Below are 15618 nucleotides of genomic sequence, written 5' to 3' on the forward strand. Positions count from 1 at the left end.
CGGCCAGTGCGGCACGCCATCCTTCATCGTGCATTTGGCAAGCAGCCGGTTGACGAACGCGCGCGCCAACGTCGCGCCGCGCGAGAAACCGAATACGGCGATGTCGATGCGGGTGACTCGGTGGTTGTATTTCAGATACTCGTTAAATTCCTTCTCCGCCGTTGTCAAGCGCACGTCCCACCCCAACCCCGCACCGCCGCCGAGCACCTCGCTGTCGCGCAGCTTTTCCCACCAGCTCGGATCGCTCGCATTGAGCGGAGTGCCGACGCCGGGATAGTAGAAGTCGTTGATAAGCGGATCTTCCCTCTTCTTCACATGCCCCAGGTATAGGCGAGCGACATTGGAAAGCTTTAGCTTTGGCTCATCAACCTTGAGATTATTTCCAGTCCCGTCGAAAAAGAAGCTGAACCAAGGCTGCTCCTCACAGGTCGCGCATGCCTGGAAGTCTCCGTCGTACAGTCCGATCATGGTTTCAACCGTCCTCGCAAACGACTCGTGGGAGTCTGTGAACCAGTCCTGCATCCCTATTCTCCTTTTTGACGCATAACACGTTGACCTGAAAATAACTTGTCGACGCGTGGGCTCGGCAACCCGCCAGCTTCGCCGCGATCAGGAATAAGCTCCGCCTCCACCTCATGCTCGGAAAAGAATCGGACCAATAGGATGTTGTAAGCATCTTTCTTTTTTGGCATTGCACCCATGACGACGACATCGCGGCGGTATGTCCTCCACAGCGCCTCTTCTTCTCGACGCCCACCCACACGCCAGACCACCTTGACGGTCTGACCCACGCCCGGCATCAAGCCGCAGCAGATGTTCCCCGTCGTGCCGCCTTTCGAAAATTCGTTAAGGAGGACACTTCCGACTCCCGTATCCCTGCCGTCTTCGGCGTAGATCCAGAAGTCATAGATGAAGTCCTCTGTATAGTTGGCCCCCCACGCCGACGCCTCCACCCACCCGCTAGGTTGCCCGATGGCACAGCCGCCCAGCATCGCCAGCAATATCGCCACCGCAATCGCATTGATGATTCGCCTCATGCCCTTCCTCTTCCTGCGTGATTGAGATCGTCGTTCCGTCCTGCCCCCTTCATCACGGCTTGTCCGTGCCTCGCCGATAGATGCGGCTGGCCTGCGTCAATCGCAGCCGCGCGAGCGGCAGCTCGATGACGATTTCATAGCCGTGGAGATGCTGGGTCTGGCGGGTCTGCAAGAAGCGCGTAATGCGGCCGGCAAGGCGGCAGGCTTCGGATCCATCGGACCGATCGATCAGGAACATGTCATCCCGATCCAGCTGGTCGGCGCGATCGAGCATCAGCGGATGCGTCGGCTGCACCGTCACGTCATAGGGCTCGCGCAGCCGCTGCACTGCTTCGAATGACAACACCGGCAGCGCCTTGGCGCTTGCTGTGCTGGGACCTTCCAGGAAATAGGCCTGGCGCACCGCCAGTCCCGCACGCATGGCATCGCCGAAATCGCTGAGCTCCTTCCCTAGACCCGTCATGCGCTGGCTCCGTTGTGGATGTGGTCGTTGAGGTCGCTCTGCAAAGGTCTCCCCAAAGTTCAATGCTCCGCGCGCCGCACCTTAGAGGTTTCGTTTGGCAAATGGAATCCCTTCAGGGCCATCTCTTGTCGATCATCAAAAATTTGGCTCGAATTCATTCGAAATCTGAAATTGACTATTAATTTCTCGGACGATCACATGGTATAGATTCGCATCCCGATGGAATGCTCGTCGCTGAAATGTATTACTAACATCTGATAGAAAAGGATTAAAGATGGCCGAAAGCTTTCAGAACGAAGTACCCAAGGCACGCGTCAACATCAAGCTCGATCTCCACACCGGAGGCGCCCAGAAGAAGCTGGAATTGCCGCTCAAGCTGCTTGTTATGGGCGATTACAGCAACGGCCGCGACACGCGCGCACTCACCGAGCGAGCAAAGATTTCCATCGATAAGAATAATTTCGATTCGGTACTAGCTGACCTCAATCCCAAAGCAAAAATTGCGGTAGAAAATACGCTCTCCGGCGATGCCACCGAGTTGCCGATCGACCTGGACTTCAAGTCGATGAACGATTTCAAGCCCGAGGTCGTGGCGGGCAAGGTCCCGGAATTGCGGGCGCTGATGGCGGCCCGCAATCTGTTACGTGATCTCAAATCGAACCTGCTCGATAACGCCATGTTCCGCCGCGAGCTCGAGAAAATTCTTAAGGATCCGGCGCTGTCGCAGCGACTCCGCGACGATCTGCAGAAGATCGGCAACGCGTCCCACGCCTCGGCCTCATCCCATTGATCGTCCCACTTGCGGAGCAAAGTCATGGAAAAACACGAAATCAGCGCGCGCGGGAACACCACCGAAGACGCTGCAACCATCGTTCTGGACGCCCCGGGCAAGAGTGTCTACGAGGCACTGTGCGAGCGAATCAATCTCACGCCGGTCCAGAGCACGCGCCCGGTGGAATCGTTCCAGAGCGCCGACTCGCTTTCCGAGTCTTCGCTGGACGAGCGCATCGCGCAGGCTATGAACGTATTCCTGAAACTGATTCAGGATTCGTCGCAGCAGGTAGACCGACTGGACAAGAGTCTGCTCGATTTCCACATTGAGCATCTCGATCGCCAAATCAGCCGGCAGCTCGACGCGATCATGCACAACGAGACATTCCAGCAAATCGAGTCAGCGTGGCGTGGTCTCAAGTTTCTGGTCGACCGAACCGATTTTCGGAAGAACGTAAAAATTGAAGTTCTTGATGTATCGAAGGACGCGCTACGTCAGGATTTTGAAGATACGCCGGAAGTCATCCAGAGCGGTCTTTACCTTCATACCTATATCCAGGAATACGACACGCCGGGCGGCGAGCCAATCGCCTCGATCATCTCGAATTACTCATTCGACCGCAGCGCGCAGGATATTGCGCTGCTGCGCAACATCGCCAAGGTATCGGCTGCCGCGCATATGCCATTCGTTGGTGCCGTATCGCCAGCGTTCTTCGGCAAGGAATCCATGGAGGAAGTCGCCAGCATCCGGGATATTGGCAATTATTTTGATCGCGCCGAGTATCTGAAGTGGAAGAGCTTCCGCGATTCGGATGATGCACGCTATATCGGGCTCACGCTTCCGAATTTCCTGGCGCGTCTTCCCTATGGACCGGAAACCGTACCAGTGCGCGCCTTCAACTATACCGAGGCGGTAAAGGGCCCCGACCACAGCCGTTACCTATGGGCCAATGCGTCGTTTGCATTTGCGGCCAACATGGTTCGCAGTTTCATCAAGAATGGATGGTGCGTGCAGATTCGCGGCCCGCAAGCCGGTGGGCTGGTCGAAGACCTGCCGATCCACCTGTACGACCTTGGGACCGGCAACCAGGCCAAGATTCCCACCGAGGTGCTGATACCCGAAACCCGCGAGTTCGAATTTGCCAATTTGGGCTTTGTCCCGCTCTCGTATTACAAGAATCACGACTTCGCCTGCTTTTTCTCGGCCCATTCGGCGCAGAAACCGGCGCTCTATGACACCAAGGAAGCCACTGCCAACAGCCGGGTCAATGCTCGCCTGCCCTATATCTTCCTGCTGTCCCGCATCGCCCATTATCTGAAGCTCATCCAGCGCGAGAACATCGGCACTACCAAGGACCGACGACTGCTCGAGTTGGAACTCAACACCTGGGTCAAGACGCTTGTGACCGAGATGACCGACCCCGGCGACGAATTGCAGGCGTCGCATCCGCTGCGCGAAGCGAAGGTAATCGTCGAGGATATCGAAGATAACCCCGGATTCTTCCGCATCAAGCTCTTTATCGTGCCGCATTTCCAGATTGAAGGGATGGACATCAACCTGTCGCTCGTATCGCAAATGCCGAAGGCGAAGAACTAGCGTCGGCGAAGCGTCACTCCGATGTCACGCCGTCCGCCGCACGGGGTTGTTCCACCGTGCGGCGCTGATCCTGCGCCATGGCGCTTTCCGCAAATCAGTTGTGCATGATGAAGATAACCAGACCGCTGTGGGCGCAGGGCATTTTCATGACGCCGCAGCATTTCCAGCAACAGGCGTTGTGGGACCGTTATGCCGACGAACAGATCGCGCGCATGACGACTCCCGAGCCATGGGGAATCGTTCGCGTCGCCATCGATCAGCAGGCATTGTCGATTCATCGGCTCGTCGTCAACGATCTGGCGCTGCGCCTGCCCGATGGCGCCATCGTCGATACGCAGACTTCCGACTGGGTGCCGCCCGCGCGAGACCTTGGCGATATCCCGTCAGGGCAGGAATCCGTGACGGTGTTGGCAGGCCTTGCACTGCTCGATGCGCAAGGTGGGAATTGCATCGACATCGGCGACCGACCACCGCGCCCACGCCGCTATTTGCGGGAGTACCTCGAGGTCGTCGATCTGCACGGCGAAGGAAAGGATGAAATCAGTGTCGAACGGCATGCATTGGCACTGCTGTTCGACTACGAAACGCATAGTGACTACGTCACGTGTCCGATAGCGCGGCTGGTCCGCACCTCGCAGGGTCGTTTCGAACTGGATCCGACATTTGTCCCGCCCTGCTTGTTCCTGTCCGCGCACGCGCGCCTCACCGAGCGGATGAGCCGACTATCGGAAATCCTGCTGGCCAAAAGTGCGAGCCTCGCGGTCCGGCGTCGGGAACGATCCGATCAGATCGCCGACTATGCCGTGGCAGATGTAGCGCTGTTCTGGCTGCTGCATAGCGTCAATAGCAGTTGGCCGGAACTCTCGCGCCTGTGCGCAGCTCCGCAGCAGCACCCTGAGCGGCTGTATGCGCTGCTCGCGCGGCTGGCTGGCGCGTTGCTCACGTTCTCGACCGCGGAGTCGCTGCGCGCCATCCCGGCTTATGACCACTCGCGGATCGAGCCGATATTTGCACAACTGGAAGCGCTGATCCGCGCGCTGCTCGATACGGTGATTCCGTCGCGCGTGATACCCGTCGCGCTGGAACACACGCGGCCTACCATCTGGACCGGTGCGCTCCATGACGAGCGACTAATTGAGGGCGCCGATTTTTATCTGTCGGTCCAGGCGGAACTCCCCGCGCACGCGCTCCTCGATCAACTGCCGCGTCTATGCAAGGCCGGAGCACCGGACGAAGTTGCGCAGGTCGTGAACTCCGCGCTAACGGGTATCCCGCTCCGCGCCATGTCGCGCCTGCCGGCGGCGATTCCGGTACGCATCGAGAACCAGTATTTCGCCCTCGATGGTCAACACCCGGCCTTCAAACGCATGCTGGCGGCGCGCGCGTGCCAGTTCTACATTCCGGCTTCACTGCCGGAAGTTTCGCTCGAACTTTTTGCGGTGCTGCCAGAATGACTACACCTACTCCGATGCTCATGCCGCTGGCGCTGCGCGATACCGCGCTCACCGTCACAGAACTGCGCGACGCCGCGCAGCCCGCACTTGGTTTCGAGGGGTTCCGTAGCAAATGTCTCGACCAAGTAGCGCGGCTGCGAGAAGAACTGGTGGCGCAAGGTCATCCGGCCGATGTCATCGACGATGCCGCCTACGCGCAATGTGCGCTGCTCGACGAAGTTGCTCTGGGCAGGCTGGACGGCCTCGATCGCGACGCGTGGGAACGCGAGCCGCTACAGGTGTTGCAATTCCAGACCCACGATGCGGGCGAGGCCCTGTTCTCGCGCATCGAACGACGCCTCGCCGCGCCACAGCCGGTGACCGCCCTTCTTGCTGTCTTCGACGTCGTGCTGGGACTGGGATTTCAGGGACGCTACGCGCTTGGAGACGCAGCCGCCCGTGCCGCGCTGGTGTCCGCAATTGATGAGCATCTGGTTCAAGCCGGATGGCGGATCGGCGACGGTCCGATTCTCGTCACCCACGACGTGCCCCGTCGACAGCACGCGTTGCCTCCCCTTGCCTGGGTGGCAATCGCCTGCGTGGCGGCGGCATCGATCTACGTTGCGCTGAATCGTTGGCTGACCGTTTCGATTGCCCGGCTCGCGAACTGAAATGACACTCGCGACCGGCTATCCGCACCGCACTCTCGTTGTCTGGGGCACGGGACTCGCGCTCGCGTGGTTGGCGTTCAGCTCACCACTGCCGAGTGCGTCGAACGCTGTCGTCGGCGCCATTGTCGTCGCACTGACGGTTGCGACAGTCATCCTGCTGAGTCGCCAGCAACGGACGCAACGCCACGCAGCGTTGCCGGTACTGGAATCGCTGTCGGCGTCGCTCGATGCGCTGCCGGGCGATATCCAGCGCAATACGCCCCTGATACTTGTACTGACCGAGCCCGGCGCCGCCGATTCGATGTTCCACGAATCTCCCACGACGGTCACCGACGCGGCGATCTGGATCCGTGTCGACAACGCCAGCGAACTCGCTCATATCGCCCACGCGCTGAGCCAATGGCGTGCTGGACAAGGCCCCGACGGCATCGCATGCATGGTCGGCGCCGATCATTGGACCGATTCGGCCATGCTGAACGCCGCGCTCCGGCGTTGGCAATCCGCAATTGGCGGGGCCAGCCGCGCGCTCGGCTATGCATTGCCAGTCTGCCTTGCCGTATATGGCGAGGAAACGGGTGACACCGACGACGCCTGCCCATGGTTCGGCATGTCTGGATCTGACGCAATTCAGGGGAAATCCCACGCGGCGCTGATCGCCGCGCGGGCGATGCAATACGCGCACGGCGCCACGCCTGAATGCCGCGCAGCACGCATGCGACGCGCCGCCCATGTCGACGCGTTGGCGCGATGGAGTGTCGACGCCGTGCTCCCCGCCTTTGTCAACGCGCGAACTCGCGAAGCCGAGCGCTGCCATCGGCTGAAAGTTGTGGCGTTCGGCGTTACGTTGATTTCCGGCACGCCCAATGTCGGCTCGTTATTTGCGAGATTCCGTCAACAGGTGACGGCATTGCGCCAGATCGAAACGGATGGGCCCCGCGCAACGCCATCGTTTCCTGCGCCGCTTATCCAGGGCATTGGCACTCAACCCGTGCGGCGCATTCTTCCGCAGGTGCTCGCCCACGCGCTGATCGTGCTCTTGATTGCGTTCTGTGCCGCGTGTGCCGCGTCAGCATGGCAAAACTGCGCGCTGGCCACGCGCGTCATCGGCCATATCGATCGCTATAGCGCCTTGACTCCCGATCAGGATGCGGCGCGGCTCGATGCATTGGATGCGATCAAGGCCGATCGTGACGAACTGGATCGCTATGCTCGCACCGGCACGCCGCTGCGACTCGGGCTGGGCTTCTATCGCGGCGATCCCTTGCTGAATCGTCTCAACGCGTTGATCGCGTCCTACCAGCCGCCCGCGCCGCCACCCACCACCATCGAACTCGACAGCCTGTCACTGTTCAACAGCGGCAGCGCGACGCTCAATCCCGGATCGAATCGCGTGCTGACCGACGCGCTAAGAATGATCGCGGCCCATCCCGATATGCGCGTCGTCGTCGCCGGACACACCGACTCGCTCGGCAACGCCCGCAGCAACATCCGGCTATCGCTGGCGCGCGCCGCCGCGGTCCGCGACTGGCTGGCCGACGCCGCGGAGCTGCCGCCGACCCGCTTCGCGATTCAAGGCTACGGCGATACACGCCCGCGCGCGTCGAACACTACGGAGACCGGACGCGCCGCAAACCGCCGCGTCGAGATCACGCTCGTCCCCGATTGCCGCGACGATCGTCGTGACGGTCGGATAACCGCGGGCCATCAGGCCTGTTCATTCCAGTAGAAGGAGAAAGAAGAAATGGCAATTCCCGCATACATGTGGATCAAGGACGATGGCGGCGCCGACATCAAAGGCTCGGTCACCGTGTCCGGCCGCGAAGGCAGCGTCGAAGTGGTGGCGTTCGACCACGGCGTTCATCTACCGACCGATTCCAATACCGGCAAACTCACCGGCACGCGCGTGCACAAGCCGGTCGTTCTGACCAAGGAAACCGACGCGTCGACCCCCTACCTCTACAAGGCCGTGACCAAGGGTCAGACGCTGCAGGCGGTCGAGATCAAGTGGTACAAGATCGATGACTCCGGCAAGGAGCAGGAGTACTTCAACACGCGGATGGAAAACGTGAAGGTGGTAGGGGTCACACCCAGGATGCTGGACATCAAGAACCCGGCGTTCGAAAAGCACAACCATCTGGAAGACATCGAACTGCGCTACGAGAAAATCACGTGGGCATACAAGGACGGCAACATCATCCACGACGATAGCTGGAACGAGCGATCGTAGTACGCAGCGGCCGGCCCGTGCGGCCGGTCACCCCGCCTACGCGATCCACAATCGTGGCCCGCGCACGTCTTCAATATTTGTGCATCATCGCCCATGACTGCCTACGACCCCACCGCGCTCCTGCGTCGTCTGAATGGCCACTGCGCCCGAGCGCTCACCGAAGCCGCCAGCCTCTGCGAGACCCGCGCGCATCGCGACATCGAGATAGAACATTGGCTCATCAAATTGCTCGAGCTCGGAGATGGCGATCTGTTGGCGATATTGCGCATGTACGAGCTGGACGTCGATGGCATCTGGAACGCATTGCTCGCGGCGATCGACCGGCTTCCGCGCGATTTGCGTGGCAAGCCGGGGTTGTCGCCGCGTGTCGCCCAATGGTTGCAAGCCGCATGGATGCGCGCTTCGCTCGAGCCGAATCCCGACGCCGCGCCGGCCTCGATCCGCTCGGCGCATCTGCTCGCTGCGCTGGCCGATTCGCCCCATCTGTTGCGCGCGCCCGATGCGTGGCAACTGCTGTCGGTGTCCGCCGCACAGATCGAACGATTGACGCCCCGGCTGGACAAGATTTCGGTCGAATCGCTTGCCCCATCGCCGCACCTGACGGCGCCCGGCGAGGTCCCTGCGACGCAGGAAGGGGCCTTCAGGCCCGATCTCGCGCCGGTTGCGCATGGTCAGGCTGATATGTCCGCGCTGGCGCGTTTCACTACCGACATCACCCAGAAGGCCCGCGATGGGAAGATCGACCCCGTATTCGGTCGTGATGCCGAGATCCGCCAGATGGTCGATATCCTGGCGCGCCGGCGCAAGAACAATCCGATTCTGGTCGGCGAGCCCGGTGTGGGAAAGACCGCGCTCGTCGAAGGCCTTGCGCTGAAGATCGCGGAAGGCGATGTACCCAGCGCACTTCGCGCCGTCAGCGTGCTGACGCTTGACCTAGGCTTGTTGCAGGCCGGCGCCGGCGTCAAGGGCGAGTTCGAGCAACGGCTGAAGAACGTCATCGACGCGGTGCAGCACGCGCCCACGCCGGTCCTGCTGTTTATCGACGAGGCCCACACGCTGATTGGCGCGGGTAATAACGCGGGCGGCGCGGATGCCGCCAACCTGCTCAAGCCCGCCCTGGCACGCGGCGAGTTGCGCACCATCGCTGCCACAACGTGGTCGGAATACAAGCAATACTTCGAGCGCGATGCCGCGTTGGAGCGCCGCTTCCAGATGGTCAAGGTTGACGAGCCCGACGACGACAACGCCTGCCTGATGCTGCGCGGGCTGAAGCAACGCTATGCAGGGCATCACGGCGTGCACATCACCGACGGTGCAATCGGCGCTGCCGTACGACTGTCGCGGCGGTATTTGACAGGGCGCCAGTTACCCGACAAGGCCATCGATCTGCTCGATACGGCCGCGGCGCGCGTTCGCATGAGCCGGGAGGCTACACCGCTTGCCATTTCGACCCGCCAGGCGCAACGCGCCGCACTCGAGATCGAACGCACCGCGCTGATGATGGATCAGGGCGCCACTGGCGTGGAAGTCGATGAGCGGCTGGCAGCCATCGATACGGAACTCGTCGCACTAGACAGCGAGCTGGAACACCATCGGCGCGTATTCGCTGAACAAACCGGCACGGCCGAAACGCTGATCGGGCTGCGGGATGCATGGCAAGCCACCGACGAGGCGGCGGCGCGGCGAGAATTGACCGCGTCGATCCAGAACACGCATGGCGAACTGGCGAAGTACGGACAAGACGCCTTGCTGCATACGGAAGTGGACGAAACCGTAATCGCCCAAGTGGTCGCCGATTGGACTGGCGTACCGATGGACAGCCTTATGTCGAGTGAATTGACAACCTTGCTGGAACTTGAAGACCGACTCGGTCAGACCGTGGTGGGTCAGGACGATGCGCTTGCGGCATTGGGTAAAAGCCTGCGTGCTGCCAAGACTGGGCTGACATCGGAAAATGCGCCGCTTGGCGTGTTCCTGCTGACGGGACCCTCAGGTGTCGGCAAGACGGAAACGGCGCGTGCGCTGGCCGATTTGATGTTTGGAGGCGATCGCTCTCTTATCGCCATTAATCTTTCGGAATATCAGGAAGCACACACCGTATCGCAATTGAAGGGCTCGCCACCCGGTTACGTCGGTTACGGCGAAGGCGGGATATTGACCGAAGCGGTGCGGCAACGCCCCTACAGCATCGTCCTGCTCGATGAAGTTGAAAAGGCGCATCGTGATGTGTTGAATCTGTTCTACCAGGTTTTCGACCGCGGATGCATGCGCGACGGAGAGGGCCGCGTGATTGATTTCCGCAACACAGTGATCGTAATGACATCGAATCTGGGCAGCGAGGAAATTCTCTCGGCAACAGATTGCGCAGCCGAGGCAGGCACCACGCTCGATGCTTCCACGCTGATGGAAATCGTTCGTCCGGTCCTGCTCGATCATTTCCAGCCCGCGTTGCTGGCGCGTTTTCAGACCATCCTTTATCGGCCATTATCGAGAGAGGCCATGAATGCCATCGTACGCATGAAACTTGCGAAGGTGGCCGAGCGCGTTGCGCAGCGTTTCGGCATCCCGATGCAATGCGATGAAGCCTTGGTAAAAGCGCTCGCCCGGGCGTGCCTGTTGCCCGATTCCGGCGCGCGCAATATCGACAACCTGCTCGACCAGCAAATTCTGCCGGCACTATCACGTGGGTTGCTGGTGCGAATGTCTGGCAGGCAAGTGCCAAAAGCGATTCGGCTTTCTTTCTCCGAGGCCGATGGCGTAGAACTCGAATTCGACGAAGGCGCCGGCCCGGCGACACGAAGGCGCACATAATGCGCGGCGGGCCCGGGCTGTTTGAAATCGTGACGGGACATTTTGCCAACGGGATGGCTATCGAGGATGTCGATGCGTCAACGCAGACGTTCTTGTCCGTCCAAGACAATGTGCAGCGCATACTCGACAGTCGAAGGGGTGGACTTGTCCATTTACCCGACTATGGACTCGGCGATTTGTCCCGCATCTATTGTCATTTACCCGCGTCGGTGCATGCGCTCAAGCATCAGATCGAAACGACGCTTCTCCGATATGAGCCCCGGATCAAGGCCATCGACCTCGTCATCGATGACACTGAGCCGGGCATGCTGGTCAGCTTTACCATGAGCTGCCATTTGCGTCAGTCCGGGCTGGTTCGCTTCGGCACGCACTTCACGCCAGACGGAAAGACGCGGCTCGAATTACTACGCGCCGCGAATGATCGCGACTAGGTGGACAAGACACTCACGGCGACGTACCTGCGAGCAATCGCCGCACCGGATCGAAAAATAAAAAAGGGGTTACAGGCAATTGCGCTGTAACCCCTTTTGATTTCAATGGTGGGCCTCCCGTGAGTCGAACACGGCACCAACGGATTATGAGTCCGAGTAAATTGGCATTCCTTGGTTTTTCTGAAGATACCCCTGGCACCAACGATACCGCCTAGAACAAAGGCATTTCGGCAAATTCGGCGATTCAGATGGTTGACCGATGTTCCCTAGTGTTTCGATAATTCGCCTACATGGCGCCTACATGAAGGCTTATGTGGGGCCTGATATCGGGAGAATCGGGACATGAGCAAAGAGAACTTCACCGCCGGCCGGGTTGCCAGCTATCAATGCATGCCTGGCAAGACGCAGACGCTCTACTGGGACGCGAAGGCACCCGGCTTGGGGCTGCGAGTCACGACATCTGGCGCCCGCGCCTATATATTTGAGTCCCGCCTGTTCAGCAAAACGGTGCGCGTCACCATCGGCGACCCGCGCTCATGGGACCTAGGCAAAGCCCGCACCGAGGCGGCGCGCCTCAAGACGCTTATCGACGCCGGCCAAGACCCACGCGAAGTCAAAGCAGAGACCCGTGCCGCCCATGAGGCTCGTGCAGCAGCAGCCGCCGCGCAGACCGTCACCGTTAGCGAAGCTTGGGGTACCTATTTGGATGACCGTCGCCCGTATTGGGGTGAGCGCCACTATAGGGACCACGTTGCCAAGGCACAGCAGGGCGGCCTGCCCGCAGTGCGCGGCACCCGTGGGCGCGGCGTCACTATCGCCGGCCCGCTCCACTCGCTCATGAGCATGAAGCTGTGCGAGTTGGACGCACCTACCGTGGAACTGTGGGCGGTGCGGGAAGGCAAGAAGCGCCCGACTTCGGCACGACTCGCGTGGCGCCTGCTCAAAGGCTTCCTAGCCTGGTGCGCTGAGCAGCCAGCCTACGCTGGCGCCGTGGAAGGCAACCCAGCGAAGACCAAAAAGAGCCGCGAGGCACTAGGAACAGCCGGCGTGAAACAGGATGCTTTGCAGCGGGAGCAACTAGCCGGATGGTTCTCCGCCGTGCGCAAGCTTTCCAACCCCGTGACCGCAGCCTATCTGCAAACCCTGCTGCTGACCGGCGCGCGGCCGGGTGAGGTGCTGGAGATGCGCTGGGAGGACCTTAACGAGAGGTGGCAGGGCTTGACCATCCGCGACAAGGTGGAAGGCGAGCGCACCATCCCGCTCACGCCGTATGTCGCCGCCCTGCTATACGCCCTCCCCCGCCGCAGCGAATGGGTGTTCTCCAGCGCTGCAGCCAATCCTGACAAGCCGCCCCAGCCCATCAGCAAACCCCACGAGCAGCACGGGCGCGCCTGCGCGGTGGCAGGCATTGATGGCCTGACCCTGCACGGCCTGCGTCGATCATTTCGAAGCCTAACTGAATGGCTGGAGTGCCCGGCAGGCGTGGTGGCGCAAATCATGGGGCACAAGCCCAGTGCGACCGCTGAGAAACACTACACCGTACGTCCTCTGGACCTGCTGCGTCAGCACCATGAGCGCATCGAGGCATGGATATTGGATCAAGCTAGCGTTGAGTTTGATCCGGCACAGGCCACTTGGGGCATGCGATTGATTTCGGTAGCCTAAGCCCCAAACCTACATCAACTGAAGGGAACTGCCAGCAACCTTCACTGGCCTAGTATGGGTCCAAGAATGCGGGCGATACCGAAGGCATCACGATGAAAAGAAATCTTCGAAGTGGGAGCGATAATGCGCTCGTCAAGCCCCTAACTGCCGCACAGATTGCAGCAACAATAGGCATTGGAAAGTTCGGCGGCTTCGAGCGAGCGGAAGCAATTTCCGCAATGCTCCGCAAGAGCCAAATCAGCGCAATAAAGGAAGAGTTGCTGCGAGAACCGATTGATGACGCTTTTACTTTGCTCGTGCTGTTGGGCCTAGAACGAGCGCGGGGAGCCAGCATAGCCGAAAAGGAGGCGATGGAACTACGTTCCGCGCAGTCTTCCTCCGCAGGAAAGAAGGGGGCCGAGATTCGGCACAGTCAGCCGAACGGAGCCCGAGAAAAGGCACAGAAAGTACGCGCCTTATGGGCCACCGGCAAGTACAAGAGCCGAACTCAATGTGCTGAGCAAGAACACGCGAAGCTGGGGATGTCCTACGAGGCAGCACGCAAAGCCCTGCGTAACACCGCAAACCCCAAATGCCGCTAGCTCCTAGCCGCTAGCGCGCCAAAGGCTAGCCCTTGGGTGGCTACACGGTATTCACGGGCTCGACTGCACTCGCAAGAATTGTCAACGCTGAGAGATAACGCCGAACGCGGCGGACATCTTGGGGCGTTGACACCGAATCTCAGCAGGTTGTTGGCACCTCAGGATTCTGCCGAACTAGGCATGGAATCAAGGTTACCGACGATGCCTACTCCCGTTCAATCGATCCCCTATGGCCTGCGCGTGCTTGCCAACGGCCGGGACACGCTACCTACCAACGAAGCTGCACCAATAATCAACCGCCGTCCACAGACCCTGCGCAAATGGGCCTGTCTGGACGATGGCCCCATCCGTCCTGTCCGCATCAATGGTCGCCTCGCATGGCGCGTCGCTGACTTGGCAAAGCTGCTGAATGGGGCCGAATAATGAAAAACGCCCGCCCCTACGAAGCAGAGACGAGCGCAAACGAACAGCCCGATTCTACGACAGGCCGCCTACCAAGTCGTACCAACACGGTCAGGGCCGAAGTGTTGGCTCATCTGATTGAAGGCCGACGTCTCACAAACATGGACTCCGTGTTCGCGCAAAACACGACCCGTTTGGCGGCGGTGGTACACGCTCTCGAATCGGACTACGGCTGGCAGATCAAACGCCGCGACATCGAGAAATGTACCGTTGACGGCCGCACAGCATCGGTCAGCGAGTACTGGCTGTCAGAGCAGACACGCAGGACCGCACTCGCGACTGGCGCACGCGCCTGGGTCAATGCGGTAACCACAGAGCGTGCCAAGCAGCGCGAGGCCGCCCAGACTCCGCACTAACACGGCCCGCCCACCAAGCCAACTCCTGGTTCTCCGCCTGTGCCTCCGAAATGGGTCAGACAGCGTAGAAGTCAACGATGCGGACTTGGTGGGTCTTCGCAAATTTCGTAGCCTAAAGTTATCGTGAAACCGAAAAATCACGACCCGAACGGTCGGCATATCCGCGTGTATGTCAGTCAGATACATTGCCCGGCGTGGCGTGTTCTCGGTGCGTCTGCCGTAAAGTTGTTTGTAGACATGCGCGCGTCCGTCAATGGCACCAACAATGGCAACATAAGTGCCACGTTCTCCGACATGAAGCATTCCGGATGGAGGTCCTCGGCGACCCTGGCAAAGGCGCTCTATGAATTGCGGGCGTTGGGGTTTATTGCCGTCACTCGTGAAGGCGGCTTGAGGATGGGCACCCGCGTTTGCACTCTTTATAGATTCACCGACCTTGAGACACTTGAGCAACCAAAAGTAGGTGTTTCGTATTGCAAGGCCACCCACGACTATCGGAGACTCGCCACTGTTCGCGATGCGGAGCGCGCGCTCATCGAGGGCACAAAAAAGCTACGTGCAGAAGGAGCAAAGAAGCAGGCTCCGAAAAAATCGCCTGTTCATAAAACAATGGGTTCCGGTTCAATAATTGAACCGGACGCCAACTTCATCGCTTTCGAAAACGAACAGGCATCGGCTGTATCGCATTGACTAATGAACAGAGGATTCGATCGAACTAAATCCTGGGGCTGGCGCCAGCAGTGGATCGCAGGGACTTTCCATTAAAGAATCGGACTCCTGTCACCTGCGTAAGATTCTGAACTCCTTTATATGTTGCCAGGGAAGGCGGGGCAAGGGCCTTGCATCGGCCCGACGTCCTGCCTCCCTATTTCTGGCACCGCTTTAGAATCTTCCACCGCAGTCAGACCGGCGGCAGCCGTGGGGGAAACACAGGAGCATCAGCCACGCCCCTGTGACCTACGCGAGCCCAGCGTCTTCGCCCTGACTGTTGATGTGCACGCAAAACTGACCCACTGCCGTACGTAGTTTTCATCGAAATTTGACCCACGTGTTCCAATGCCTGCTCGATGCCGAGCAGGAGAACCGGAGTGATTACGGTGAACATGTTGGCCA

The 15618-nt window shown here is 60.0% G+C and carries 15 protein-coding genes; 12 read left to right on the plus strand and 3 right to left on the minus strand.

Going from position 1 to position 15618, the window contains the following annotated elements:
- The 3 genes from F7R19_RS28495 to F7R19_RS28505 form a co-directional block, all read right to left on the minus strand.
- On the minus strand, positions 1–522 hold a 522-nt coding region (locus F7R19_RS28495; protein ID WP_150982879.1), incomplete at its 3' end, for a phospholipase effector Tle1 domain-containing protein.
- Positions 523–524: 2 nt separating this feature from the next.
- The gene (locus F7R19_RS28500) at positions 525–1037 is read right to left on the minus strand and encodes a DUF3304 domain-containing protein (protein ID WP_061958921.1); all 513 of its coding nucleotides are present in this window, start codon (positions 1035–1037) and stop codon (positions 525–527) included.
- 52 nt (positions 1038–1089) lie between these two features.
- Positions 1090–1500, minus strand: a complete 411-nt coding sequence (locus F7R19_RS28505) for a hypothetical protein (protein ID WP_150982880.1) — start codon at positions 1498–1500, stop codon at positions 1090–1092.
- Positions 1501–1774: 274 nt separating this feature from the next.
- Here F7R19_RS28505 and tssB point away from each other — a divergent pair, with 274 nt between their 5' ends.
- From tssB to F7R19_RS28570, 12 genes are all read left to right on the plus strand, one after another.
- The gene (tssB, locus tag F7R19_RS28510; RefSeq protein WP_150982881.1) at positions 1775–2290 is read left to right on the plus strand and encodes a type VI secretion system contractile sheath small subunit; all 516 of its coding nucleotides are present in this window, start codon (positions 1775–1777) and stop codon (positions 2288–2290) included.
- A 24-nt stretch (positions 2291–2314) separates the two neighbouring features.
- On the plus strand, positions 2315–3868 hold the full coding sequence (gene tssC / locus F7R19_RS28515) for a type VI secretion system contractile sheath large subunit (protein ID WP_150982882.1): 1554 nt from the start codon (positions 2315–2317) through the stop codon (positions 3866–3868).
- A 107-nt stretch (positions 3869–3975) separates the two neighbouring features.
- A complete protein-coding gene (tssK, locus tag F7R19_RS28520; RefSeq protein WP_150982890.1) occupies positions 3976–5322 on the plus strand; it encodes a type VI secretion system baseplate subunit TssK in 1347 nt (448 codons plus the stop codon).
- 14 nt (positions 5323–5336) lie between these two features.
- The gene (locus tag F7R19_RS28525; RefSeq protein WP_223505801.1) at positions 5337–5972 is read left to right on the plus strand and encodes a DotU family type IV/VI secretion system protein; all 636 of its coding nucleotides are present in this window, start codon (positions 5337–5339) and stop codon (positions 5970–5972) included.
- A gap of 1 nt (position 5973) precedes the next feature.
- Positions 5974–7698: an OmpA family protein gene (locus tag F7R19_RS28530; protein WP_150982884.1), complete on the plus strand. Its 1725-nt coding sequence runs from the start codon at positions 5974–5976 to the stop codon at positions 7696–7698.
- Positions 7699–7713: 15 nt separating this feature from the next.
- Positions 7714–8199: an Hcp family type VI secretion system effector gene (locus F7R19_RS28535; RefSeq protein WP_150982885.1), complete on the plus strand. Its 486-nt coding sequence runs from the start codon at positions 7714–7716 to the stop codon at positions 8197–8199.
- Positions 8200–8292: 93 nt separating this feature from the next.
- Positions 8293–11010, plus strand: a complete 2718-nt coding sequence (gene tssH, locus F7R19_RS28540; RefSeq protein WP_150982886.1) for a type VI secretion system ATPase TssH — start codon at positions 8293–8295, stop codon at positions 11008–11010.
- On the plus strand, positions 11010–11441 hold the full coding sequence (gene tssE, locus F7R19_RS28545; RefSeq protein ID WP_200899089.1) for a type VI secretion system baseplate subunit TssE: 432 nt from the start codon (positions 11010–11012) through the stop codon (positions 11439–11441). The genes tssH and tssE overlap by 1 nt, the downstream gene beginning before the upstream one ends.
- 342 nt (positions 11442–11783) lie before the next feature.
- Positions 11784–13106 carry a tyrosine-type recombinase/integrase gene (locus F7R19_RS28550; protein ID WP_150982887.1) on the plus strand — a complete coding sequence of 441 codons (1323 nt, stop codon included), beginning with the start codon at positions 11784–11786 and terminating at the stop codon, positions 13104–13106.
- A 92-nt stretch (positions 13107–13198) separates the two neighbouring features.
- Positions 13199–13687 carry a hypothetical protein gene (locus F7R19_RS28555; RefSeq protein WP_150982888.1) on the plus strand — a complete coding sequence of 163 codons (489 nt, stop codon included), beginning with the start codon at positions 13199–13201 and terminating at the stop codon, positions 13685–13687.
- A 422-nt stretch (positions 13688–14109) separates the two neighbouring features.
- The gene (locus tag F7R19_RS28565; RefSeq protein ID WP_150982889.1) at positions 14110–14505 is read left to right on the plus strand and encodes a helix-turn-helix domain-containing protein; all 396 of its coding nucleotides are present in this window, start codon (positions 14110–14112) and stop codon (positions 14503–14505) included.
- 123 nt (positions 14506–14628) lie between these two features.
- Positions 14629–15195: a hypothetical protein gene (locus F7R19_RS28570; protein ID WP_223505804.1), complete on the plus strand. Its 567-nt coding sequence runs from the start codon at positions 14629–14631 to the stop codon at positions 15193–15195.
- The last annotated feature ends 423 nt before the right edge of the window (positions 15196–15618 follow it).

It is taken from the genome of Cupriavidus pauculus (genome assembly GCF_008801835.1).
Lineage (GTDB): Bacteria > Pseudomonadota > Gammaproteobacteria > Burkholderiales > Burkholderiaceae > Cupriavidus > Cupriavidus pauculus.